The organism is Leisingera sp. ANG59 (assembly GCF_013317235.1).
Lineage (GTDB): Bacteria > Pseudomonadota > Alphaproteobacteria > Rhodobacterales > Rhodobacteraceae > Leisingera.
In genome coordinates this window covers 35,315-57,058 of sequence record NZ_WLCM01000003.1, presented here as the reverse complement: position 1 = coordinate 57,058, position 21,744 = coordinate 35,315, and the positions used below count along the sequence as shown (strand labels likewise).

Sequence of the window (21,744 nt, the reverse complement as noted above, 5' to 3'; positions counted from 1 at the left end):
AAGATGTATCGAATCGCAGCTTTGGCGCAAGATTGTGTCCGCTTCGGCCTCAACTTGCGCAACAAATGAAAATCACCGCAGAAATCAGGAGGGTGCGGCATGGCTGGTTACGACGACCGCGACGGTGTGATCTGGATGGATGGGGAGCTGGTCGACTGGCGGGATGCCAAGGTGCATATCCTGACCCATGCGATGCATTATGCCTCCTCCGTGTTCGAGGGCGAGCGCGCCTATAACGGCAAGATCTTCAAGAGCCGGGAGCATTCCGAGCGGCTGATCGCCTCGGCCGAGGCGCTGGACATGCCGATGCCCTATACCGTCGACCAGATCGAGGCGGCCAAGGAAGAGGCGCTGAAAGCCTCCGGCCTGCAGGACGCCTATGTGCGGGCGCTGGTGTGGCGCGGCGCAGGCGAGGACATGGGCGTTGCCTCGGCCCGCAACCCGGTGCGGATGGCTGTCGCCGTCTGGGGCTGGGGCGCCTATTATGGCGACGCCAAGATGAAGGGCGCCAAGCTCGACATCGCCGAATGGAAGCGTCCGAGCCCGGAAACCATTCCGGTCCACGCCAAGGCGGCGGGCCTCTACATGATCTGCACCATTTCCAAGCACAAGGCGGAGGCCAAGGGCTGCTCGGATGCGCTGTTCATGGACTACCGCGGCTATGTGGCCGAGGCGACCGGCGCCAACGTCTTCTTCGTGAAGGACGGCGAAGTGCACACGCCGCTGCCGGACTGCTTCCTCAACGGGCTGACCCGGCAGACCGTGATCCAGATGCTGAAGGACAAGGGCATCACCGTGCACGAGCGCCACATCAAGCCGGAAGAGATGGAAGGCTTCGAGCAGTGCTGGCTGACCGGCACCGCTGCCGAGGTCACCCCGGTGGGCGAGATCGGCCCCTACAAGTTCGAAGTCGGCGCCCTGACCCGCGAGATCGCCGAAGACTACGAGAAGCTGGTCCGCGCTTAAGCGCCCGGCGGACGACAGATGAAAACCCCCGCCATCGTGCGGGGGTTTTGCTTTGCGGCTGTTATATCGGCGGCCTGCATGCGGCAGCATCTGGCCGCCGATGCCGATTTCCTGCAATTTTTTCAGCACTGTGCCATAGTCGGGCATATTGCTGAAAAGCCATTCCGGGGCAGGCTGCGTGCTGCTGCCCACCCAGGAGGAGCAGGAACACGATGGACCTGAGCATTGCCTATATTAGTTATCTTGAACTGGGTCTGCGGCTGATCTGCGCTGTGGCCGCCGGGGCGCTGCTGGGTCTGGATCGGGAGCTGCGGCACCGCAAGGTGGGCATGCGGACCTACATGATTGTCTCGCTTGGGGCGGCGGGCTTTACGCTCATCACCATGGAGATGTCGATGGAGGCGCTGAGCCTTGAAATGGGGGCCGATCCGACCCGCATCATGCAGGGGCTTGTCGGCGCGATCGGTTTTCTGGGCGCCGGTGCGATTATTCAGGGCGACGAGCGGGTCGGCGGCATGGCAACCGCGGCCAGCCTGTGGGTGGCCGGCGGAGTCGGCATGGCGTCCGGGCTGGGCTATTATGTTCATGCGGTACTGCTGGCCGCGGTGGCTGCGGCAATCCTCTCGATGAGCCGCCTGATGAGCAGCCGCGGCAGCAAGGACCGGCCGGATATCAGCGAGTGACGCCACCCGGTCAGGGTGTCCTGAGGTCTCTGGGTCCGGCTGCCTGAGCGTTCACATTTCCTTGCAGATCGTCCGGCGCCATGGACGCGGGATGCCTGCCGCCTAACATTCAGGGCATGTTGGATCTGCTAAGCGATATTCTCACCCGGCTGTCCCTGAAGGGGACGCTCTATTTCCGCACCTCATTCACCCCGCCGTTCGGGATCCAGGTGCCGCCGTTTGAGAATGTGGCGCGGTTCCACTTCGTGCAGCGCGGCGAACTGAAGGTGCATGTGCCCGCCACCGGAGAGACCCTGCGGCTGAAGCAGGGCGACCTGGTGCTGATCCCGCATGGTGCGGCGCATATGCTGCTCTGCAACGAGGTGCAGCCGCTGGAGGCGCTGCCGCTGGAGCAGGTGCTGCAGGAGGCGGGGTATGACGGCGGCGGGGTGCTGGTCTACGGCGGCGCCGAAGAGGACCGGGACACCCAGCTGATCTGCGGCCATTTCTCCTTTGCCGCCATGCCGGGGCGGCGCGGCGCCGGCCATATGCTGATCGACCGGCTGCCGCCCTATATCGTGATCGAGAATTACGGTGAGGAAGCCGGCGCCTGGATCGAGGCCACGCTGCGGATGATCGGCTCCGAGGTGCAGGGCGCCCGTATCGGCGGCGACCTGATTGCGCTGAAACTGTCCGAGGTGCTGTTTGCTCAGGCGATCCGCGCCTATCTGGAGCATCAGAGCCCCAGCGGCTCGGCGCTGGCGGGGTTTGCCGACCCGCGCATTTCGCGGGCGCTGACGGCGTTTCACCGGGCGCCGGCGCAGGAGTGGAGTGTGGAGGGTCTGGCGCGGGAGGCCGGCATGTCGCGCACCGCCTTTGCCCAGGAGTTCACCGCCAAGATGGCAGTGACGCCGATGCAGTACCTGACCGGCTGGCGGATGCAGATTGCCTGCCAGGGGCTGGCGGAGCAGGGGCTGAATGTGGCGGATGCGGCGGAGATTGCCGGCTATGCCTCCGAGGCGGCGTTCTCGCGCGTGTTCCGAAAACAGGTGGGCATGTCGCCCGCGGCCTACCGGCAGCAGCATGCAGCGGCCTGACTTGCTGAGGCGTCAGCAGTTTGGACGATCTGCACAATTTGCGGGAGGATCTGAAATTCACCGTCCGGGATGACTGGGCCAATCTGGCGTCAGAGCCGTTTCAGCGGCCAAGACACCTCAGTAACAAGGACCTGACCCATGCCCCTGCGTTTCGTGACCCGTACCATCCATGCCTATCTTGACTATCCCGTGGCCGCCGCCCTGATGGGGCTGCCGTTTCTGCTGGGCCTCGGCGAAAGCAACCCGCTGGCGCTGTGGCTGTCGGTGGCAACCGGCATCGCCGCCTTGGTGCTGACGGTGCTGACCGACCATCACCTCGGCCTGATCCGGGTGCTGCCCTACAAGCTGCACCTGACCGTTGACCTGATTGTCGGGATCACCTTTCTGGCAGCCCCTTTCCTCTTCGGCTTTGCCGGGCTTGATTCGGCCTTCTATTTGCTGAACGGGGCTGCGGTGGTTGCGGTGATCTCGCTCAGCGCGCCGGAAGAGGCCAAGGCAGCCTCTGCCTGACCGTTATTGGCGCAAGAGCCAGTCCACCACTGTCTTGGCCCGGCCCTGAGCGCTGGGCCAGAGCACGTAGAACCCCTGATCGCCCAGGCGCGGTGCCTGCCACAGGATCTCCAGCGGCTGGCCGCCGAGGAAAATGCGCGGCACCAGGGCAATCCCCTGGCCGTTCATCGCAGCATCCATCGCCAGTGCGGTCTGGTTGAATTGCAGCACCCGGCCCTTGGCGGTGAGCCCCTCCTGCCGCAGCAGATGGTCCCAGTGCCGGTGCCCGTCCTGGATCAGCGTGTGCTGGGCGAGATCAGCCAACTCCAAGGATTCTTCCTGTATTAGAGCCGAATCCGGCCTGGCCACGGCCACCAGATCCACCAGCGACAGGAGGGCGGAGTTCAAACTGCTTTCCTGCGGTTTGCTGCCCTGGCGGATGGCAATGTCGATGCCGTCGCGCTTGAAATTCGTCAGGTTTTCCTCGGCGACCACCCGCAGGTCGATGTCCGGGTGCCGCGCCTCGAACTCCGGCAGCCGGGGCACCAGCCATTTGGCGGCAAAGGAGGGCGGCACCGACAGTGTCACCCGTTGTACTGCCGGGGCCAGCTTGTCGGTTGCCTCGCGAATCAGCGCCAGGGCCTGTTGCACCGGCGCGTGGTAGCTGCGCCCGGTGTCGGTCAGCGTCAGCCCGCGGGCGTGGCGGTGGAACAGCTTGTGCCCCAGATCCGCCTCCAGCCGCCGCACCTGCTGCGCCACGGCTCCTTGAGTCAGGTGCAGCTCCTCCGCCGCGCGGCCGAAGTTCAGGTGGCGGGCGGCGGCGTCAAACATCCGCAGGGCATTGAGGTTGGGAAGGCGCATGAGGTCTCAGCCAGTAGTTTTGCTACAGTCTGGCGCGATGAGACATGATTGGTCAAGCGCGCCCTTCACCGCCATTTTGGGGGCAAGCAAAGGAGTATGGACATGACCAAAGTTGCTCTCTTCACCGCCGCGGGCAGCGGCATGGGCGCGGATGCCGCCCGTCACCTTCATGAGCAGGGGTATGAGGTCGCGATCCTCTCCTCCTCCGGCAGGGGCGAGGCTCTGGCGCAGGAGCTGGGCGGGGTGGGGCATACAGGCTCCAACCTGGAGCAAAGCGATCTGCAGGCTTTGGTGGACAAGGCGATGGACCGCTGGGGCCGCATCGACGTCCTGGTCAATTCCGCGGGCCACGGGCCCAAGGGCGATATCCTGGAGATCAGCGACGACGACTGGCATCTGGGGATGGAATACTACCTGATGAACGTGATCCGCCCTTCGCGGCTGGTGGCGCCGATCATGGCGGCGCAGGGCAAGGGATCGATCATCAACATCTCCACCTTTGCGGTGTTTGAGCCGGATCCGCTGTTCCCGACCTCCGGCGTGTTCCGGGCCGGGCTTGCAAGCTTCACCAAACTGTTTGCCGACAAGTTCGCGGCCCAGGGCGTGCGGATGAACAACGTGCTCCCGGGCTTCATCGACAGCCTGCCGGAAACCGAAGACCGCAAGGCGCGGATCCCGATGGGCCGCTATGGCACAGCGCGCGAGATCTCAGCGCTGGTGGCCTATCTGGCCTCGGATGATGCGGGTTATACCACCGGGCAGAACATTCGTGTCGACGGGGGGCTGACCCGCGCGATCTGAACCGGCCGGTGCGGGGTGCAGGCTCAATTCTTGCTATTTGCCGTTATTAGAGCCTGTTACCCGCCCTTCGGGTCGATCAGCGGCTTGGCCTTGCCGCGCCGCAGGCCCAGCCGGTGCTCGCGCCAGATCACCAGCACATTGCCGGCAATCACCAGCGCAGCACCTGCCAGCATCACCAGCGTCGGCCATTCGTCGAACCAGACATAGCCAATGACGATGGCAAAGATCATCGAGGCATAGTCATAAGGCGCCAGCATGGAGGCCGGCGCAAAGCGGTAGGAGGAGGTGACCAGGATCTGCGCCACCCCGCCGACCAGCCCGGCGCTGACCAGCAGCGCGGCGGTTTGCGCATCCGGCATCACCCAGCCGAAAGGCGCGGTCAGCAGTGCGAGGCCCGAGGCAGTCAGCGAGAAATAGAACACGATGGCCGCGGTATGCTCTGACTGCACCATGCGGCGGATGTGGATCTGTACAAAGCCGCGGGCCACCGTGGCGCCGACCACCAGCAGCACCCCCAGCAGGGCGCCATCGCCCAGGTCGCCGCCCAGGCGCGGCCAGATCATGATGAGTACGCCCAACAGGCCGATGGCCACCGCACTGATCCGCACCAGGCGGATGGTCTCGCCCAGGAACAGCGCCGCCAGGATCAGGGTGAAGATCGGGGTGGCATAGCCGATGGCGGTGACCTCCGGCAGCGGCAGCAGCGCCAGCCCCATGAAGGTCATCCCCATTGCCGAAGTGCCGACCAGCCCGCGCCACACGTGAAACATCGGTTTCCTGGTGATCAGCCCCTGGCGCAGCTGACCCCGCGCCGCCAGCCAGACCACAATCACCGGAATCGCAAAGAAGGAGCGGAAAAACACCGCCTCGCCTGCCGGCACGGTCTCTGAGGTGGCCTTGATGATCCCTGACAGCGCGGTGAACAGCGCAATCGCGGTCACTTTCAGCAGGACCGCCAGCACAGGCCGATGCGATGTTAAGGATTCTGCCATGGCGCGACCCTGCGCCCAAGCGCCGCAAAGATCAATGGCTTGATTTCGGCGGGTCAAGGCGCGCAAATGGCGCCGCCAGATGAAGGAGCCGCCGATGTATGACGCCAACCACCTGATCCGCCAGCTGCGTGAGTCCTCGCTGGGGCGCGAGGAGGATGTTTTTGCCCGGCTTCCCGGTGGCGGCAAGGTCACATTTGGTGCGCTGTTTGCCGGGGCGGAGCGGATGGCGGCGGCGCTGGCGGGCCAGGGTGTTCAGCCGGGGGACCGGGTGGCGGTGCAGGTTCAGAAGACCATCCAGGCGATTGAGCTGTACCTTGGCACGGTGATGGCCGGCGGTATTTTCCTGCCCTTGAACACTGCCTATACCGGGCCGGAAGTTGCCTATTTCGTTGGCGACGCAACACCCCGGGTGGTGGTCTGCGACCCGGCGCGGCTGGAGGAGATCAGCGCGGTTTCCGGGGAGGCAGAGGTGTTGACCCTGGATGCTGCCGGGCAGGGGACCTTGCGGGATCTGGCGGACGGGCAGTCGCAGTTTGAGCCCGTTGCCCGGCAGGCAGAAGATCTGGCAGCGATCCTTTATACTTCCGGCACCACCGGCCGCTCCAAGGGCGCGATGCTGAGCCATGACAACCTGGCTTCCAACTCGCTGACCTTGCGGGACTACTGGCGGTTCACCAAGGACGACGTGCTGATCCATGCGCTGCCGATCTTCCACACCCACGGGCTGTTTGTGGCAACCAATGTGGCGCTGTTTGCGGGCGCCCAGGTGGTGTTTCTGCCTGGGTTCGATGCGGATGCAATCCTGGAGGCGATGCCAACGGCGACCGCGCTGATGGGGGTGCCGACGTTCTATACCCGGCTGCTGGCAGATGCGCGGCTGACGCGGGAGCGCGCGGCAAATATGCGGCTTTTCATCTCTGGCTCCGCGCCCTTGCTGGTCGATACCCATGAGCAGTGGGAAGCCCGCACTGGCCACCGCATCCTGGAACGCTACGGGATGACCGAAACCAATATGAGCACGTCGAACCCCTATGACGGAGAGCGCCGGGCCGGCACCGTCGGTTTCCCGCTGCCGGGTGTGGAGGCGCGGGTCATCAAGGACGGGACTGAGGTGCCCGCCGGCGAGATCGGCGTGCTGGAGGTGCGCGGGCCGAATGTGTTCCAGGGCTATTGGCAGATGCCGGAGAAGACGGCGGAGGAACTGAAGCCGGACGGCTGGTTCATCACCGGCGACATGGCCAGGATCGACGCCGATGGCTATGTCACCATCGTCGGGCGCGAGAAGGATCTGATCATCACCGGCGGATTCAATGTCTATCCCAAGGAGGTCGAGAGCCTGATCGACGACCTGCCCGGCGTGCTGGAAAGCGCGGTGATCGGCGTGCCGCACCCGGATTTCGGCGAGGGCGTGGTGGCTGTGGTGGTGCCGGAGGGCGAGGGCACCAGTGCTGAGGCGATCAAGACGGCGTTGTCCGGGCATTTGGCCAAGTTCAAGCAGCCCAAAGAGATTATCCTGCTGGAGGCCTTGCCGCGCAACACGATGGGCAAGGTGCAGAAAAAAGCCCTGCGCGAGGAATACGCAGGGCTGTTTTCGTAAGAGATAAAGGGCGCAGCCCGTGCCGTAAGCGGCACAGGCGATTAGGATCAATGCACCGCCGCGTGCGCCTCTTCCTCGCGCCATTCCCGCACGGCCTGCACCAGGATCTGGAAGGCGGAGTTCAGGAACAGCCCGCCCATGATCCCGGCCACAATGAGGTCCGGCCAGCCGGTAGCGGTGCCCCAGACGCCAAGCGCCGCGATCATCACCGCCACATTGCCGATAGCGTCATTGCGCGAGCACAGCCAGACCGAGCGGACATTGGCGTCGCCGTCCTTGTAGCGCGCCAAGAGCAGCACCGAGATCAGGTTGGCCGCCAGCGCCATGAAACCGATCACCCCCATGATATGGGCCTGCGGCACACCGACGTAGAACACCTGATAGACAGTTGAGCCGAACACCCACAGCCCCATGAGCAACAGGCTGATGCCCTTGCCCAGTGCTGCCAGCGCCCGGGTGCGCAGGGTGGCGCCGATCACTGCCAAGGAGATGCCATAGGTCAGCGCGTCCCCCAGAAAGTCCAGCGCGTCCGCCTTCAGCGCCTGGCTGCCGGACAGCTGGCCTGCGCCCATTTCCACCGCGAACATGCCGGCGTTGATGGCGATCACCAGCCAAAGCCTGCGTTTGTAGTCCGCCGATACCCCGTCAAACCGGGCCTCGTGATTGCAGCAGCCTGCCATTGCTCTTGTCCTCATTCCTGATTCGGGATCAATGTAGGGCCTCTAGTCACTAGAGCATCAAGAGGTCATTGCGATGTTTTCCATCGGCCAGCTGTCCAAGGCCACCGGCGTGAAGGTACCAACCATCCGCTACTACGAGGAGATCGGCCTGCTGCCGGAACCGGGTCGCAATGCCGGCAACCAGCGCCGCTACGGACAGGACGGCATGGAGGCGCTGGGCTTTATCAAGCACGCCCGGGACCTTGGCTTTTCGCTGGAGGACATCAAGGCGCTGATGGGGCTGGACGGGCAGCTGGGCGATGATTGCGCGGAGGCCGACCGGATCGCCCGCAGCCAGTTGCAGAACGTGCGCGCACGGATTGCCAGGCTGGAGCGCCTGGCCGCGGAGCTGGAGCGGATCAGCCACCTGTGCGACGGCGGCAGTGGCGGCGGCTGCTGCAAGGTGCTGACCGCGCTGGGCGACCATAGCCAATGCGCAAGCGAACATGATTGAGGGCGCAGGCTGAGAGGAGTTGCCCGAACCATATCAGGGCAAACTCCTTTGTTAGAGCCTGTTTCTCAGCCGATGCGGCCCTGGTTTTCGCCGATCTGGCCGCGGTGCAGCAGCAGGTGGTCCAGGATCACGCAGGCCATCATCGCCTCCGCCACCGGCACCGCGCGGATGCCGACGCAGGGGTCGTGGCGGCCCTTGGTGATCACCTCGGTGGCAGAGCCGTCCTTGCGGATCGACTTGCGCGGGGTGAGGATTGAGGAGGTCGGCTTCACTGCAAAGCGCACCACCACGTCCTGGCCGGTGGAAATGCCGCCCAGGATGCCGCCGGCGTGGTTGGAGGAATACTCCGGCCCGTTTGCGCCCATGAATATCTCATCGGCGTTTTCCGAGCCCTTGAGGCGCGCGGCATTCATGCCCTCACCAATCTCGACGCCTTTCACCGCGTTGATCGACATCATCGCGGCCGCCAGATCGGTGTCGAGCTTGCCATAGACCGGCGCGCCGATGCCGGCGGGGACATTGCGGGCGACAACTTCGACAACGGCGCCAACCGAGTCATGCGCCTTGCGCAGGCCCTGCAGGTAGTCTTCCCACTCCTGTACCGCGCCTGCGTCGGGAATCCAGAAATCATTTTGCTCGATCGCGTCCCAGTCAAAGCGGCTGCGGTCGATCTCCAGTTCACCCATTCGGGTCATGTAGCCCTTGATCTCCAGCCCCGGCGCCAGCGCCTTGATTGCTTCACGTGCAACACCGCCGGCGGCAACCCGCGCCGCGGTCTCGCGCGCCGAGGACCGGCCGCCGCCGCGGTAGTCGCGGTTGCCGTATTTCTGGAAATAGGTGATGTCGGCGTGGCCCGGACGGAAGGTCTGGGAAATCTCGCCGTAATCCTTGGACCGCTGATCGGTGTTTTCGATCATCAGCTGGATCGGGGTTCCGGTGGACATGCCGTCAAACACGCCGGACAGGATCTTTACCGCGTCCGGCTCGTTGCGCTGGGTGGTGTTCTTGTTCTGGCCGGGGCGGCGCTTGTCGAGCCATTGCTGCAGCATTTCCGGCTCCAGCGGCACGTTCGGCGGGCAGCCGTCGACGGTGGCGCCAAGTGCAGGCCCGTGGCTTTCGCCCCAGGTGGTGACGCGGAAGAGGTGTCCAAAGCTGTTCATCGACATGCGCGGTCTCCTTTGCGCTGTGCTTAGCGGGCAGGGGCCTGTGCCTCAAGCGGATTCCTCTGCGGCAAAGGGCACGGGAGCGCTGCCCCCGCCGCATGGGGCGGCTCCCCCGGGATGTTTTCAGCCGGATGAGCAAGGGATGGGCACTGGCAGCGGTCCAGTTTGCCTGAACCATAGGTCCTGTCGGGGCTTTGGCTTGTCATTGCCGCGCCCCGGGCCTAATGTCCGCGCCACCTCGGGGTGCGCGGCAGCGCTGAGATGACACCCGTTGAACCTGAACCGGATCACACCGGCGGAGGGAAGGTACTGGACAGCCTCCACCCTTGCCCAAAGCCGCAAAGGAGGATGGCATGAAACATCTTGCATTTGCAGCGGGACTGCTTGGCGCCTCGGCAGCCTTTGCCGATACGCCCGAACTCACCGTTTACACCTATGACAGCTTTGTTTCCGACTGGGGCCCCGGCCCGGCGGTGGAAAAGGCGTTCGAGGAGGTCTGCGGCTGCGACCTGAAACTGGTCGGCGCAGGCGACGGCGCAGCGCTGCTGGCGCGGGTCAAGCTGGAGGGTGAACGCTCCGATGCCGATGTAGTTCTGGGCCTCGACACCAACCTGACCGCGGCGGCCAAGGAGACCGGCCTGTTTGCGGATCATTCGGTCAGCGCCGAGTTTGCGCTGCCGGTGGAGTGGAACGACGCGACCTTTGTGCCCTATGACTGGGGCTACTTTGCCTTTGTCCACAACGCTGACGCGGCGGCGCCCGCGGATTTCAAGGCGCTGGCCGCCAGCGACAAGAAGATCGTGATCCAGGACCCGCGCTCCTCGACCCCCGGGCTGGGCCTGCTGCTGTGGGTGAAAGCTGCCTATGGCGATGAGGCGCCGGAAATCTGGAAGGGCCTCTCTGACAATGTGGTGACCGTGACCAAGGGCTGGTCCGAGGCTTACGGCATGTTCCTGGAAGGCGAGGCCGACATGGTGCTCTCCTACACCACCTCGCCCGCCTACCATCTGATTGCCGAGGAAGACGGCTCCAAGGCGGCGGCGGCCTTTAACGAGGGGCATTACATGCAGGTGGAGGTTGCCGGCAAACTGGCAAATGCCGACCAGCCGGAGCTGGCCGACCAGTTCCTGGCCTTCATGGTATCGGATGCGTTCCAGTCGATCATCCCGACCACCAACTGGATGTATCCGGCGGTGACCCCGGCGGCGGGCCTGCCGGAAGGGTTCGGCACCCTGATCGCACCGGAGAAATCGCTGCTGCTGAGCGAGACGGAAGCGGCAGAGGTGCGCGATGCGGCGCTGGGCGAATGGCTGGACGCGCTCAGCCAGTAAGCGCCTTTCCCGGTATCAGCGCGGCCCTTCTGGTGGCTGCGCTGATATTGGGAACCCTTGGGGCGGTTGCCTACAGGGCTGAGGCCGGCACCGGGTTTGCCGCCAGCGACTGGGCTGCGCTGCGGTTTACGCTGACCCAGGCGAGCCTGTCGGCGCTCTTGAGCGTTGGGCTTGCCATTCCCGTCGCCCGCGCGCTGGCGCGGCGGCGGTTTCCGGGGCGGAGCCTGCTGATTGCCCTTTTGGGCGCGCCCTTCATCCTGCCTGTCATTGTTGCCATTCTGGGTCTTCTGGCCGTCTTCGGCCGGGCTGGATGGTTGAGTCAGGGGCTGATTTTCCTCGGGCTGGAGCCTGTTCAGATCTACGGGCTGCACGGAGTGGTGCTGGCGCATGTCTTTTTCAACCTGCCGCTGGCGACCCGGCTGATCCTGCAGGGCTGGCAGGAGATCCCTGCCGAACGCTTCCGCCTGGCGGCGCAGCTGGATGCCGGGCCGCTGGCGATGTGGCGGCTGCTGGAAGGGCCGATGCTGCGGCGGGTGGCGCCGGGCGCGCTGACGGTGGTCTTTGCCATTTGCCTGTCAAGCTTTGCCGTGGCGCTGACTTTGGGCGGCGGCCCCAGGGCCACCACAATTGAACTCGCGATCTATCAGGCGTTCCGGTTTGATTTTGACTTGGGCCGGGCGGCGCTGCTGTCGGGCATGCAGCTGGTGCTGACAGGCGCCGCCGCACTGGTGGCGCTGCGCGTGTCGGCGGGAGAGGGTTTTGGCGCCGGGCTGGACCGCGTGGTGCGGCGCTGGGACGGGCAAAGCGCCTTGGCGCGCGGCCTGGATGGCTTTTGGATTGTGCTGTCGGCGGCGTTCCTGCTGCTGCCGCTGGCTGCGATCGTGCTGGCCGGGCTGCCGGGGCTCATGGGCTTGAAGGGCACGGTCTGGCAGGCCGCGGGGAATTCTATTCTGGTGGCGACGCTCAGCACCGTGATCCTGCTGGCGCTGGCCTTGCCGATGGCCGCCGCCGTCGCGGCGGGGCGGAACGGCTTGACCGAGCTGTCGGGCATCCTGGGGCTTGCGGCCTCGCCGCTGGTGATCGGCACGGGGCTGTTTATCCTAATTTACCCTGTCGCAGATCCTTTTGCGCTGGCGCTGCCGGTGACGGCGCTGGTCAATGCGGTGATGGCGCTGCCTTTTGCCATGCGCATTCTGGTGCCGCGGGCGCGGGAGGTGCTGGGGCGCTATGGCCGCCTGTCGCTGTCGCTGGACATGCAGGGCTGGGCCTTTGTGCGCCGGGTCTACCTGCCGCGGATGCGGGCGCAGACGGGGTTTGCCGCAGGGCTGGCGGCCGCCCTGTCGATGGGCGACCTCGGCGTGGTGGCGCTGTTCGCCGATCCGGATTTCGCAACGCTGCCCTTGCAGATCTACCGGCTGATGGGGGCCTACCGGATGGAGGCGGCGGCGGGTGCGGCGCTGCTCTTGCTGATGCTGTCGATGGGGGCGTTTTGGATTTTGGACCGCGGGGGGCGCTGGCATGCTGAGGCTTGAGAATTGCCGGATCATGAACGGCGATTACACGGTGGAGGCGGACCTGGAGATCGCGTCCGGTGCCTGCGTGGCGGTGATCGGCCCGTCTGGCGCCGGGAAATCCACGCTGGTGGAGGCGATCGCCGGTTTTCTGCCCGTCACCCGCGGGCGAGTCTTGTGGAACGGAGCCGACCTGACCCGCCAGCCGCCTGGCAAGCGGCCGGTGGCGATGCTGTTTCAGGACGGTAACCTGTTTCCGCACCTGACCGTGGCGCAGAACGTTGGTTTGGGGCTGCATGCAAACCTGCGGCTGAACCAGTTGGAGTGGGATAGGGTCGGCGCGGCATTGGCGCGGGTTGGACTTGGCGGCATGGGCGGGCGCAAGCCTGCGGCGCTGTCCGGCGGGCAGCAAAGCCGGGTGGCGCTGGCGCGGGTGCTGGTTCAGGGGCGGGACATCCTGCTGCTGGATGAACCCTTTGCAGCGCTTGGCCCGGCGCTGAAGGCAGAAATGCTGGATCTGGTGGCGGAGCTGGCCCGCGAAAGCGGCGCCACGGTGCTGATGGTCAGCCATGACCCGAATGACGCGCGCCGGATCGCGGACCAGGTGGTGCTGGTGGCGGAGGGCAGGGCGCATCCGCCGGAGCCGTCGGCGGAGCTGCTGGACAACCCGCCGCCTGCCTTGAAGGCGTATTTGGGATGACCCATGGCCGGGTCGCTTGCAGCCCGGCCTGCGCCTGCCTGCCCCCCGGCAGGCGCAGGCCTCAGTTTTACGCGGCCAGCCCCGATTCCCGTGTTTTCGTAATCATCAGCGCTGCATTGGCGGCCTCGCGGCCTTTTTCCACGAAATGATCGCGATAAATCGCCTTGTGGTGATCGGTCTCCTGGAAATGGTGCGGGGTCAGCGAGACCGACAGCACCGGCACCCCGGTGTCCATGCCGGCGCGCATCAGCCCGTCGACCACTGCCTGGGCGACAAAGTCATGCCGGTAGATGCCGCCATCAACGACCAGCGCAGCGCAGGCCACCGCGGCGTATTTCCCTGTTTTCGCCAGCTCCTGCGCCAGCAGCGGCATTTCAAAGGCGCCGGGCACGTCGAACACGTCGATCTGCTCCGCCGGGATCAGCTGCAGGAAGCCTTCCAGCGCCCGGTCAACAATATCAGCATGCCATTGCGCCTTGATGAAGGCATAGCGGGTGTGTGTCATCTCGTAATCTCCTTGTGGCTCTGACACGTCACCCAAGGCGATCACGAACGGCAGGCGCACGCAGGGCTGCACAGCCCGGAACGGTCCTGACGCACGTTCTCTTCCATCCGGACTGTGACCGTCGGCTCTGGAGTCGCACCAGATCTGCTGACACTTCCAAAACTTTGGAAGCCGCTCGCGGGCTTACGGGACGCGCCCGCTTACCGCCGGTGGGGAATTCCGCCCCGCCCTGAGAACGGCCGGACTTTGGCAAGCAGCGGAGATTCCTGCAAGCAGGAAATGCGGTGCGGGATCAGTTCCCGACCAGATCATAATGCTTGATGGTGCGCGACTCGACCAGTTCGGCCTCGGCCGGGTCGATGTGCGGGCTGGTGTAATCCTCGCCTACAAACGCCTTCAGCGAGGCCAGATCCTTCCACACCATGACAAAGCTGAACTCCCGAGGGGTTTCGGCGCGCGGCGCGCCGGGCAGCACCGAAACGATGCCGTCTGTGCCCTTCATCAAAGGAATCGCGGTTTCATGAAAGAACCTGCTGAACTCGGCTTCCTTACCGGGCCGGACTGTAACCTGGAATATCCGCATGATCATCGGCGTCCCTCCTGACACTGGTTACTTCAGTCCAGCATAGCACAGTTTGGAAAATGCCCCTTTCCCCTGGCCCAGCTTGCAGTAGGCTGCGGCCAAACAACGGAGGATTTTCAATGAAGCTCATTTATTCACCCTCGTCCCCCTTTGCCCGCAAGGTTGTGGTCGTGCTGCATGAAACCGGGCAGCTGGAGGATGTTGAGATCCAGAACGTGACCACCACCCCGCTCGACCCCAGCCCGGATGTGAAATCCAGCAACCCGCTGGCCAAGATCCCGGCACTGGAGCGCAACGACGGGCCGGCGCTGTATGACAGCCGGGTGATCTGCGCTTACCTGGATGAGCGCGCGGGCGGCAGGCTCTATGGCGGCTGGGACAGCAAGGTGCTGGAGGCCACCGCCGACGGGATCATGGATGCGGCGGTGCTGATGTCCTACGAAAAACGGCTGCGTCCCGAGGAAAAACAGTGGGACAGCTGGCTGGACGCACAGCGCAGCAAGGTGCTGGGCGGCTGCGCGGCGCTCAATGCCCGCTGGATGAGCCATCTGCAGGGGCCGCTGGACATCGGCCAGATCGCGGTGGCTTGTGCGCTGGCCTATGTGGACTTCCGGCACCCGGAAACAAACTGGCGCCAGGGTAACGAGGCACTGGCAGACTGGTTCGCCGAATTCGAATCGCGCCCCGCGATGCAGGCGACAAAACCGCCCGCGGCCTGAGCGCGGCCCCTTGAAACCTGCATGTGCCGCGCCGATATGGGTGCGGCACTGTCACACAGGCGTGACAGAATTGCCGTCTGCGGCTTTCTGCGCGCCCATGACCGCTGGACGAACGGCTTTCTCCCCGCTAGACACGCGCCTGAGTCACTGCGAGCAATCGCGGTGCATGCGCATGTTTGCCCTAAACGGGCGCTGGAATTGGAGAAAACCTCGTGTCCCACGCAGAAGACCACGAAGGAACCCGGAGAGATTTCCTCTACTACGCCACTGCCGGCGCCGGGGCAGTGACCGCGGGTGCCGCCGTATGGCCCCTGGTCAACCAGATGAACCCCTCCGCCGACGTGAAAGCGCTGTCCTCGATCCTGGTCGATGTCAGCGGCGTGGAAGTTGGCACGCAGATCTCGGTCATGTTCCTGGGCAAGCCGGTGTTCATCCGCCGCCGCACCCAGGAAGAGATCGACGAGGCCCGTGCCGTGGAGCTGTCCGAGCTGATCGACCCGCGGTCGGAAAACCCGAACAAGCCGGGCACCGACGCGGCGGACGTGAACCGCACCATGGACGACGCCGGCGAATGGCTGGTGATGATGGGTGTCTGCACCCACCTGGGCTGTGTGCCGCTGGGCGACGGCGCCGGCGAATTCAACGGCTGGTTCTGCCCCTGCCACGGCTCGCACTACGACACCGCAGGCCGCATCCGCAAAGGCCCGGCGCCGGAGAACCTGCACGTGCCGGTGGCTGAGTTCACCGACGCCAACACCATCAAGCTGGGATAAGGAAACGCGCTCATGTCCGGTATTCCGCACGACCATTACGAGCCGAAGACAGGCGCAGAGAAGTGGCTGCACAGCCGCCTGCCCATCGTCGGCCTGATCTATGACACCATCATGATCCCCACCCCCAAGAACCTGAACTGGTGGTGGATCTGGGGCATCGTCCTGGCCTTCTGCCTGGCGCTGCAAATCGTCACCGGCATCGTCCTGGTGATGCACTACACCCCGCATGTCGACATGGCCTTTGCATCCGTTGAGCATATCATGCGCAACGTGAACGGCGGCCACATGCTGCGCTACCTGCACATGAACGGCGCCTCGCTGTTCTTTGTTGCCGTCTACATCCACATCTTCCGCGGCCTGTACTACGGCTCCTACAAGGCGCCCCGCGAGATCACCTGGATCGTCGGCATGCTGATCTACCTGCTGATGATGGGCACCGCCTTCATGGGCTACGTGCTGCCCTGGGGCCAGATGTCCTTCTGGGGTGCAACCGTGATCACCGGCCTGTTCGGCGCAATCCCGTTCATCGGCGAAGCGATCCAGACCTGGCTGCTGGGCGGACCGGCGGTGGACAACGCCACTCTGAACCGCTTCTTCTCGCTGCACTACCTGCTGCCCTTCGTGATCGCAGCGCTGGTGATCGTGCACATCTGGGCCTTCCACACCACCGGCAACAACAACCCCACCGGTGTTGACGTGCGCCGCGGCTCCAAGGAAGAAGCCAAGAAAGACACACTGCCGTTCTGGCCGTACTTCGTGATCAAGGACTTCCTGGGCCTGGCCATTGTGCTGGTGATCTTCTGGGCCATCGTCGGCTTCATGCCGAACTACCTGGGCCACCCGGACAACTACATCGAAGCCAACCCGCTGGTGACGCCCGCGCACATCGTTCCGGAATGGTACTTCCTGCCGTTCTACGCGATCCTGCGCGCCTTCACCTCCGAAGTTTGGGTGGTGCAGTTCGCGTCCTTCGTGACCGGCGGCATCGTGGATGCGAAGTTCTTCGGCGTGATCGCCATGTTCGGCGCGATCCTGGCCATGGCGCTGGCGCCCTGGCTGGACACCTCCAACGTGCGTTCGGGCCGCTACCGTCCGATGTTCAAATGGTGGTTCGCGCTGCTGGTCGTCGACTTCTTTGCGCTGATGTGGCTGGGCGCGATGCCGGCGGAAGAGCCCTATGCATCGTTCTCGCTGATCGCATCGGCCTACTGGTTCGGCTACTTCTTCGTGATCCTGCCGCTGCTGGGCGTGATCGAGAAGCCGCTGGCTCAGCCTGCCACCATCGAAGAGGATTTCGACGCCCACTACGGCAAGAAGTCTTCCGCAGACGCCACTCCTGCCGAGTAAGAAGAAGGAACACCTAGCAATGTTCAAGAAACTGGCAACCGGTGCCGCCTTCGCTCTGGCCATGATCCCTGCTGCGTCCTACGCAGCAGGCGGGGCGGGCCATGTCGAAGATTACGACTTCTCCTTTGAGGGTCCCTTCGGCACCTACGACCGCAACCAGCTGCAGCGCGGCCTGCAGATCTACACCGAAGTCTGCGCAGCCTGCCACGGGCTGAAGCTGGTGCCGATCCGCACCCTGTCCGACGAGGGCGGCCCGCAGATGCCGGAAGATCAGGTGCGTGCCTACGCGGCTGACAACTTCAGCGTCTACGATCCGGAACTGGATGAGGACCGCCCGGCCAAGCCGGTCGACCACTTCCCGGAGAACAACAACGCCGGCGCCCCGGACCTCAGCATGATGGCCAAGGCGCGCGCGGGCTTCCACGGCCCCTACGGCCTGGGTCTGAACCAGCTGTTCAAAGGCATGGGCGGTGCCGAATACATCGCCTCGCTGCTGGCTGGCTACACCGGTGAGACCAAGGAAGAAGCAGGCACCACCTTCTATGAAAACACTGCCTTCCCGGGCGGCTGGATCTCGATGGCGCCGCCGCTGTCGGATGAGCAGGTGGAATTCGCTGACGGCCACGCCAACGACGTGGACGCCATGTCGCAGGACGTCGCGGCCTTCCTGATGTGGACCGCCGAACCCAAGATGATGGCCCGCAAGCAAGCCGGTTTTGTCGGCGTGCTGTTCCTGACCCTGCTGTCGGTGATGCTGTACCTGACCAACAAGCGCCTGTGGGCGCCGCATAAGGGCAAGCACTGATCCCTGGCGGCTGACACAGCGCTGAAACAAGAAACCCCCGCAAGAGCTTCTTGCGGGGGTTTTTCGTTGCATGAGGGCGCGGCCCGGCAACCTACGCCAGCGGGCTGACCGTCAGATGCGGCAGGCCGTTGGAGGTCTTCTGCGGTGAGCGGTCCTCGGTATTGATGACCGCGGACACCCGGTGGCGCCAGGACGAGAAGCTGTCGAACTGGACCACGTCCACCGGCGTATCGAACTGCAGCGTGATCCGCCGGTGGCCATTGCCGCCGCAGGCGGCCAGCCCGTGCACATAGCCAGTGAAGGGCTGCCCCAGATAGCGCCCCTCGACCCGCATCCCCACCTGCAGTTCCGGCGCGTTGGAGGCGCGGGCGCTAAGCGTGTTCCAGTCGCGGAAACCGTAATACTGGGCGACACGCTCCAGGGCCGTGCTGTGGCTGATGGGCTGGCGCTGGGCCTTGGAATGCTTGCGCAGCAGCCGCGCTTCGGCCTTGAGCTGCGGCATGCTTGGAAGGACAGAGTTTGTCTGCATGGATGTACCTTTCGCGAAAAGGGTGCAAATGCCGTTGCAGACAGGGCTCGCATTGCTGTCCGGGCGTGCACCCAGGCGTCAGGATATACTTTGTCCGGATTTCACCATGGCCAGCGGCCGCGAGCGGCAGGTATCCGGGACCTTGGTATGGTCATAACGCAGCAAGAGCTGGGGCGCAAATCCTTCAAGCCCGGGGCTGGCAAGGCAGTGGCGCCTGTGCCACTCCGTTTCAGTGTGCTGTTTGGTACCCCGCGCGGCACGCCTTTGACACGCTTGACGGACCCGGCAGCAGCATCGCAACATTTATGAGTTGTATTTTGTGAGTGGGGAGAGTTGCAATGACCGGACAATCGAATGCGGATATCTTGCGCGAAGCGATGGCGCGCTGGAACGACTGCAAGGCCGGAGATCTGGCTATGTGGGACGAGTACACCAGCGAGGATATGTGCCTGCGGTCCATGGGGGAGGGGCAGCATGGCATCAATTTCAGTTCGGCGCGCAACGGCCGGGAGCAGATGCACAGCTACCTGGCCGAATTGACCAATGCCTTTGAAATGGAGCATTGGACCCTAGAGGAGACAGTCTCTGAAGGCGACCGGGTCGTCGGCCTGGGCACGACGGCCTGGACCTGCAAGGCCACTGGCAAGCGCGTGGAAACTCCCATTGTTCTTGTCTGCCGGTTCCGTGGCGGGCGCATCTGCGAACTGCATGAATTCTACGATTCTGCGTCGGTCGCCGCCTCAACCTGCTAGCTGGCCTGGGGAGCAGGTCAGGCTGTCAGCTGGCTGCCCTCCACGCCGGTAATGGCGGCGGTGACGATCCGGCCTTCCTCCTGCGGTGCCGCAAACGCCACCTCGGTGAACTGCTCGGTGCGGCCCATATGCGGGTTTTCCATCAGGATGCGGTGGGTCTTGCCGACCTGCTCTGCCAGGTGGCGTTCCACCTGCGCATCGCCGGCCGCGCGCAGGCGGGCGGCGCGCTCCTTGATCACGTTGCCGTTCACCTGGTTCGGGATCTTTGCAGCCGGGGTGCCCTCGCGCTTGGAATAGGGGAAGACGTGCAGCCATGTCAGGTCGCAGTCGGTGACCAGTTTCAGCGAATTCTCGAAATGGGCGTCCGTCTCGGTCGGGAAGCCCGCGATGATGTCGGCGCCAAAGGTCATCTCGGGGCGCAGGCGGCGGGCCTCTTCGCAAAACGCGATGGCGTCGTCGCGCAGGTGGCGGCGGGCCATGCGTTTCAGAATCAAATCGTCGCCGTGCTGCAGCGACAGATGCAGATGCGGCATCAGCCGCGGTTCGGTAGCAATCGCCTGCATCAGGTTCTCGTCCGCCTCGATCGAATCGATGGAGGAGATGCGCAGCCGCGACAGGTCCGGCACCAGCTTCAGGATCCGCATCACCAGATCACCCAGGCGGGGCTGTGCGGGTAGATCGGCGCCCCAGGAGGTGAGGTCCACGCCGGTCAGAACCACCTCGTTGTAGCCCCTGTCCACCAGCCGCTTGATCTGGTCGATCACCACGCCCGCGGGGACCGAGCGGGAGTTGCCGCGGCCGTAAGGAATGATGCAGAAGGTGCAGCGGTGGTCGCAGCCGTTCTGAACCTGCACATAGGCGCGGCTGCGGGTGCCGAAACCGTCGATCAGATGGCCTGCGGTCTCGGTCACCGACATGATGTCGTCGACCTGGACCTTCTCGGTGGTGCCGATGAAATCCGGGCCCTTGGCGATCTGCTGCCAGGTTTCCGGCTGCATTTTCTCGGTGTTGCCAATGACGCGGGTGACCTCTTCCATTGCGGCAAAGGTCTCCGGCTCGGTCTGCGCGGCGCAGCCGGTCACGATGATCGGCGCTTCGGGGTTTTCCCGGCGCAGCTTGCGGATCTCCTGGCGGGCTTTGCGCACAGCCTCGGCGGTCACAGCGCAGGTGTTCACTACAACGGCGTTTTCCAGGCCCGCCTGCTGGCTCAGCTCTTTCATCGCCTCTGTCTCATAGGCGTTGAGGCGGCAGCCCAGGGTAGTGAACTTGGGCACGCTCATGCCAGCGACTCCAGGAATTCGCGGGTGAAGTTGCCGTCGAACACATGCATGGTCGGGCCGGTCATCCAGACGCCGTCCTCGGCCCAGTCGATCCACAGGGTGCCGCCGTCCAGGTCGATCTGCACCTTGCGGCCTGTCAGCCCGCGCCGGGCGGCTGCAACGGCTGTGGCGCAGGAGGAGGAGCCGGAGGCCAGTGTCACACCCACACCGCGCTCCCACACGCGCATGCGGATGCGGTCGGGCCCGGTCACCTGGGCGACCTGCACGTTGGTGCGCTGCGGGTAGAGCGGGTGGTGCTCATAACGCTGGCCGAATTCTTCCAGCGGGATGACCTCGGCGTCCTCGACAAAGAAGGTGCAATGGGGATTGCCCATGCCGGTGGCAGTGGGGCCGCCCTCGATCGGCAGTTCCAGCGTGTCCGCTTCCTCGGCCAGGGGAATGTCCTGCCAGTCCAGCTGCGGCGCGCCCATGTTGACAGAGGTGAGCCCGTTGCCGGCGTCGCGGGCATAAAGGTCGCCGCGGTCGGTGGTCAGGTGCAGTTCTGATTTTCCGGTTTCCACGATCAGGTGGCGGGCAATGCAGCGGGTGGCATTGCCGCAAGCTGCAGAGGTGGAGCCATCGGCATTGTAGAAGGTCAGATGCGCGTCGCCCTTGCCGTTCGAGATCACCGTCAGCTGGTCGAAGCCGACGCCGAACTGGCGGTGGGCGATTCCTTTGGCCATCGCCGGGGTGATGGCAATGTCCTGCGCGCGCGCGTCGACAACGACGAAGTCGTTGCCCAGCCCGTGCATCTTCATGAAGGGGATTTTTATGTCTGCCGAGGTGCTCATGGCGGGCATATAGACCCGGCGCGGAGATGAATCCAGCCTTCGGTGAGAAAAGTTGAAAAAAGGGGTTGACCCCCCGCCGCACTGGCCCTAGATACGCCGCCTATCGGGACAGCGTGACACACACCGCCGCGCCGGACCAAAGCGAAATAAGTGCTTGAACCTTCTGGGAAAAACACTTAGACCGCGACGAAGAAGTGGGCCGTTAGCTCAGTTGGTAGAGCAACTGACTTTTAATCAGTGGGTCGCAGGTTCGAATCCTGCACGGCTCACCACTTCCT

At 64.4% G+C, this 21,744-nt stretch carries 24 protein-coding genes, 1 tRNA gene and 2 riboswitches; of the genes, 16 read left to right on the top strand and 9 right to left on the bottom strand.

Going from position 1 to position 21,744, the window contains the following annotated elements:
• The first annotated feature begins 99 nt into the window (after positions 1-99).
• From GKC28_RS03510 to GKC28_RS03495, 4 genes are all read left to right on the top strand, one after another.
• Positions 100-966: a branched-chain amino acid aminotransferase gene (locus GKC28_RS03510; RefSeq protein WP_174145153.1), complete on the top strand. Its 867-nt coding sequence runs from the start codon at positions 100-102 to the stop codon at positions 964-966.
• Positions 967-1,178: 212 nt separating this feature from the next.
• Positions 1,179-1,649: an MgtC/SapB family protein gene (locus GKC28_RS03505; protein ID WP_174145152.1), complete on the top strand. Its 471-nt coding sequence runs from the start codon at positions 1,179-1,181 to the stop codon at positions 1,647-1,649.
• A 116-nt stretch (positions 1,650-1,765) separates the two neighbouring features.
• Positions 1,766-2,725 (top strand): AraC family transcriptional regulator, encoded by a 960-nt coding sequence (locus tag GKC28_RS03500; RefSeq protein WP_174145151.1) that lies wholly within the window; start codon positions 1,766-1,768, stop codon positions 2,723-2,725.
• A 138-nt stretch (positions 2,726-2,863) separates the two neighbouring features.
• Positions 2,864-3,235 (top strand): hypothetical protein, encoded by a 372-nt coding sequence (locus tag GKC28_RS03495; protein WP_174145150.1) that lies wholly within the window; start codon positions 2,864-2,866, stop codon positions 3,233-3,235.
• A 3-nt stretch (positions 3,236-3,238) separates the two neighbouring features.
• On the opposite strand, the gene GKC28_RS03490 is transcribed toward GKC28_RS03495, so the two are convergent.
• On the bottom strand, positions 3,239-4,075 hold the full coding sequence (locus GKC28_RS03490) for a LysR substrate-binding domain-containing protein (protein WP_174145149.1): 837 nt from the start codon (positions 4,073-4,075) through the stop codon (positions 3,239-3,241).
• Between the two features lie 96 nt (positions 4,076-4,171).
• On the opposite strand from GKC28_RS03490, the gene GKC28_RS03485 reads away from it, so the two are divergent.
• A complete protein-coding gene (locus GKC28_RS03485) occupies positions 4,172-4,876 on the top strand; it encodes an SDR family oxidoreductase (RefSeq protein WP_174145148.1) in 705 nt (234 codons plus the stop codon).
• A 56-nt stretch (positions 4,877-4,932) separates the two neighbouring features.
• On the opposite strand, the gene GKC28_RS03480 is transcribed toward GKC28_RS03485, so the two are convergent.
• The gene (locus tag GKC28_RS03480) at positions 4,933-5,868 is read right to left on the bottom strand and encodes a DMT family transporter (RefSeq protein ID WP_174145147.1); all 936 of its coding nucleotides are present in this window, start codon (positions 5,866-5,868) and stop codon (positions 4,933-4,935) included.
• Between the two features lie 94 nt (positions 5,869-5,962).
• Here GKC28_RS03480 and GKC28_RS03475 point away from each other — a divergent pair, with 94 nt between their 5' ends.
• On the top strand, positions 5,963-7,465 hold the full coding sequence (locus GKC28_RS03475; RefSeq protein WP_174145146.1) for a malonyl-CoA synthase: 1,503 nt from the start codon (positions 5,963-5,965) through the stop codon (positions 7,463-7,465).
• A gap of 47 nt (positions 7,466-7,512) precedes the next feature.
• Here the strand turns inward: GKC28_RS03475 and GKC28_RS03470 are convergent, their stop codons facing one another.
• Entirely contained in the window at positions 7,513-8,145 is a 633-nt protein-coding gene (locus GKC28_RS03470) for a cation transporter (RefSeq protein WP_174145145.1), read from the bottom strand.
• A gap of 73 nt (positions 8,146-8,218) precedes the next feature.
• On the opposite strand from GKC28_RS03470, the gene GKC28_RS03465 reads away from it, so the two are divergent.
• Positions 8,219-8,638 carry a helix-turn-helix domain-containing protein gene (locus tag GKC28_RS03465; protein WP_174145144.1) on the top strand — a complete coding sequence of 140 codons (420 nt, stop codon included), beginning with the start codon at positions 8,219-8,221 and terminating at the stop codon, positions 8,636-8,638.
• 65 nt (positions 8,639-8,703) lie between these two features.
• Here GKC28_RS03465 and aroC read toward each other — a convergent pair whose 3' ends face one another.
• Positions 8,704-9,804, bottom strand: coding sequence for a chorismate synthase (gene aroC / locus GKC28_RS03460; RefSeq protein WP_174145143.1), 1,101 nt, complete (start codon positions 9,802-9,804; stop codon positions 8,704-8,706).
• Positions 9,805-10,030: 226 nt separating this feature from the next.
• A riboswitch (TPP riboswitch) is annotated at positions 10,031-10,122 on the top strand.
• 32 nt (positions 10,123-10,154) lie between these two features.
• On the opposite strand from aroC, the gene thiB reads away from it, so the two are divergent.
• From thiB to GKC28_RS03445, 3 genes are read left to right on the top strand one after another with little or no spacing between them, the layout of a single operon-like run.
• Positions 10,155-11,132 (top strand): thiamine ABC transporter substrate binding subunit, encoded by a 978-nt coding sequence (gene thiB, locus GKC28_RS03455; RefSeq protein ID WP_174145142.1) that lies wholly within the window; start codon positions 10,155-10,157, stop codon positions 11,130-11,132.
• Positions 11,108-12,664 carry a thiamine/thiamine pyrophosphate ABC transporter permease ThiP gene (locus GKC28_RS03450; RefSeq protein WP_174145141.1) on the top strand — a complete coding sequence of 519 codons (1,557 nt, stop codon included), beginning with the start codon at positions 11,108-11,110 and terminating at the stop codon, positions 12,662-12,664. Before thiB ends, GKC28_RS03450 begins: the two co-directional genes overlap by 25 nt.
• Positions 12,651-13,343 (top strand): ATP-binding cassette domain-containing protein, encoded by a 693-nt coding sequence (locus GKC28_RS03445; RefSeq protein ID WP_174145140.1) that lies wholly within the window; start codon positions 12,651-12,653, stop codon positions 13,341-13,343. Before GKC28_RS03450 ends, GKC28_RS03445 begins: the two co-directional genes overlap by 14 nt.
• 67 nt (positions 13,344-13,410) lie before the next feature.
• Here GKC28_RS03445 and GKC28_RS03440 read toward each other — a convergent pair whose 3' ends face one another.
• Together GKC28_RS03440 and GKC28_RS03435 are read right to left on the bottom strand one after the other, a co-directional pair.
• Entirely contained in the window at positions 13,411-13,848 is a 438-nt protein-coding gene (locus GKC28_RS03440; protein ID WP_174145139.1) for a 6,7-dimethyl-8-ribityllumazine synthase, read from the bottom strand.
• A 91-nt stretch (positions 13,849-13,939) separates the two neighbouring features.
• Positions 13,940-14,089, bottom strand: a riboswitch (FMN riboswitch).
• A gap of 51 nt (positions 14,090-14,140) precedes the next feature.
• Entirely contained in the window at positions 14,141-14,437 is a 297-nt protein-coding gene (locus tag GKC28_RS03435) for an antibiotic biosynthesis monooxygenase (protein ID WP_174145138.1), read from the bottom strand.
• Between the two features lie 113 nt (positions 14,438-14,550).
• On the opposite strand from GKC28_RS03435, the gene GKC28_RS03430 reads away from it, so the two are divergent.
• The 4 genes from GKC28_RS03430 (at position 14,551) to GKC28_RS03415 (ending at position 18,075) form a co-directional block, all read left to right on the top strand.
• Entirely contained in the window at positions 14,551-15,150 is a 600-nt protein-coding gene (locus GKC28_RS03430) for a glutathione S-transferase (protein WP_174145137.1), read from the top strand.
• Between the two features lie 212 nt (positions 15,151-15,362).
• Positions 15,363-15,923: a ubiquinol-cytochrome c reductase iron-sulfur subunit gene (gene petA, locus GKC28_RS03425; RefSeq protein WP_174145136.1), complete on the top strand. Its 561-nt coding sequence runs from the start codon at positions 15,363-15,365 to the stop codon at positions 15,921-15,923.
• Positions 15,924-15,935: 12 nt separating this feature from the next.
• Entirely contained in the window at positions 15,936-17,270 is a 1,335-nt protein-coding gene (gene petB / locus GKC28_RS03420; RefSeq protein ID WP_174145135.1) for a cytochrome b, read from the top strand.
• A gap of 19 nt (positions 17,271-17,289) precedes the next feature.
• The gene (locus GKC28_RS03415) at positions 17,290-18,075 is read left to right on the top strand and encodes a cytochrome c1 (RefSeq protein WP_174145134.1); all 786 of its coding nucleotides are present in this window, start codon (positions 17,290-17,292) and stop codon (positions 18,073-18,075) included.
• Positions 18,076-18,166: 91 nt separating this feature from the next.
• Here GKC28_RS03415 and GKC28_RS03410 read toward each other — a convergent pair whose 3' ends face one another.
• Positions 18,167-18,604 carry a glyoxalase superfamily protein gene (locus tag GKC28_RS03410; protein WP_174145133.1) on the bottom strand — a complete coding sequence of 146 codons (438 nt, stop codon included), beginning with the start codon at positions 18,602-18,604 and terminating at the stop codon, positions 18,167-18,169.
• A gap of 338 nt (positions 18,605-18,942) precedes the next feature.
• On the opposite strand from GKC28_RS03410, the gene GKC28_RS03405 reads away from it, so the two are divergent.
• Positions 18,943-19,356 carry a nuclear transport factor 2 family protein gene (locus tag GKC28_RS03405; protein ID WP_174145132.1) on the top strand — a complete coding sequence of 138 codons (414 nt, stop codon included), beginning with the start codon at positions 18,943-18,945 and terminating at the stop codon, positions 19,354-19,356.
• A gap of 17 nt (positions 19,357-19,373) precedes the next feature.
• On the opposite strand, the gene mtaB is transcribed toward GKC28_RS03405, so the two are convergent.
• Together mtaB and dapF are read right to left on the bottom strand one after the other, a co-directional pair.
• Complete coding sequence (gene mtaB / locus GKC28_RS03400; protein ID WP_174145131.1) at positions 19,374-20,636, bottom strand: tRNA (N(6)-L-threonylcarbamoyladenosine(37)-C(2))-methylthiotransferase MtaB; 1,263 nt, start codon at positions 20,634-20,636, stop codon at positions 19,374-19,376.
• Positions 20,633-21,475: a diaminopimelate epimerase gene (gene dapF / locus GKC28_RS03395; RefSeq protein ID WP_174145130.1), complete on the bottom strand. Its 843-nt coding sequence runs from the start codon at positions 21,473-21,475 to the stop codon at positions 20,633-20,635. Before dapF ends, mtaB begins: the two co-directional genes overlap by 4 nt.
• Before the next feature lie 187 nt (positions 21,476-21,662).
• On the opposite strand from dapF, the gene GKC28_RS03390 reads away from it, so the two are divergent.
• Positions 21,663-21,738 (top strand) — tRNA-Lys (locus GKC28_RS03390).
• Positions 21,739-21,744: the final 6 nt, after the last annotated feature.

Coding starts and splice junctions, on each gene's coding strand:
- GKC28_RS03435 (WP_174145138.1), bottom strand. CDS start 14,437: ATGATCATGCGGATATTCCAGGTTACAGTCCGGCCCGGTAAGGAAGCC.
- GKC28_RS03495 (WP_174145150.1), top strand. CDS start 2,864: ATGCCCCTGCGTTTCGTGACCCGTACCATCCATGCCTATCTTGACTAT.
- GKC28_RS03440 (WP_174145139.1), bottom strand. CDS start 13,848: ATGACACACACCCGCTATGCCTTCATCAAGGCGCAATGGCATGCTGAT.
- GKC28_RS03475 (WP_174145146.1), top strand. CDS start 5,963: ATGTATGACGCCAACCACCTGATCCGCCAGCTGCGTGAGTCCTCGCTG.
- GKC28_RS03490 (WP_174145149.1), bottom strand. CDS start 4,075: ATGCGCCTTCCCAACCTCAATGCCCTGCGGATGTTTGACGCCGCCGCC.
- GKC28_RS03430 (WP_174145137.1), top strand. CDS start 14,551: ATGAAGCTCATTTATTCACCCTCGTCCCCCTTTGCCCGCAAGGTTGTG.
- GKC28_RS03465 (WP_174145144.1), top strand. CDS start 8,219: ATGTTTTCCATCGGCCAGCTGTCCAAGGCCACCGGCGTGAAGGTACCA.
- GKC28_RS03505 (WP_174145152.1), top strand. CDS start 1,179: ATGGACCTGAGCATTGCCTATATTAGTTATCTTGAACTGGGTCTGCGG.
- GKC28_RS03415 (WP_174145134.1), top strand. CDS start 17,290: ATGTTCAAGAAACTGGCAACCGGTGCCGCCTTCGCTCTGGCCATGATC.
- dapF (WP_174145130.1), bottom strand. CDS start 21,475: ATGCCCGCCATGAGCACCTCGGCAGACATAAAAATCCCCTTCATGAAG.
- mtaB (WP_174145131.1), bottom strand. CDS start 20,636: ATGAGCGTGCCCAAGTTCACTACCCTGGGCTGCCGCCTCAACGCCTAT.
- GKC28_RS03510 (WP_174145153.1), top strand. CDS start 100: ATGGCTGGTTACGACGACCGCGACGGTGTGATCTGGATGGATGGGGAG.
- GKC28_RS03405 (WP_174145132.1), top strand. CDS start 18,943: ATGACCGGACAATCGAATGCGGATATCTTGCGCGAAGCGATGGCGCGC.
- aroC (WP_174145143.1), bottom strand. CDS start 9,804: ATGTCGATGAACAGCTTTGGACACCTCTTCCGCGTCACCACCTGGGGC.
- GKC28_RS03480 (WP_174145147.1), bottom strand. CDS start 5,868: ATGGCAGAATCCTTAACATCGCATCGGCCTGTGCTGGCGGTCCTGCTG.
- GKC28_RS03500 (WP_174145151.1), top strand. CDS start 1,766: ATGTTGGATCTGCTAAGCGATATTCTCACCCGGCTGTCCCTGAAGGGG.
- GKC28_RS03450 (WP_174145141.1), top strand. CDS start 11,108: ATGGCTGGACGCGCTCAGCCAGTAAGCGCCTTTCCCGGTATCAGCGCG.
- GKC28_RS03485 (WP_174145148.1), top strand. CDS start 4,172: ATGGACATGACCAAAGTTGCTCTCTTCACCGCCGCGGGCAGCGGCATG.
- GKC28_RS03470 (WP_174145145.1), bottom strand. CDS start 8,145: ATGGCAGGCTGCTGCAATCACGAGGCCCGGTTTGACGGGGTATCGGCG.
- GKC28_RS03445 (WP_174145140.1), top strand. CDS start 12,651: ATGCTGAGGCTTGAGAATTGCCGGATCATGAACGGCGATTACACGGTG.
- thiB (WP_174145142.1), top strand. CDS start 10,155: ATGAAACATCTTGCATTTGCAGCGGGACTGCTTGGCGCCTCGGCAGCC.
- petB (WP_174145135.1), top strand. CDS start 15,936: ATGTCCGGTATTCCGCACGACCATTACGAGCCGAAGACAGGCGCAGAG.
- GKC28_RS03410 (WP_174145133.1), bottom strand. CDS start 18,604: ATGCAGACAAACTCTGTCCTTCCAAGCATGCCGCAGCTCAAGGCCGAA.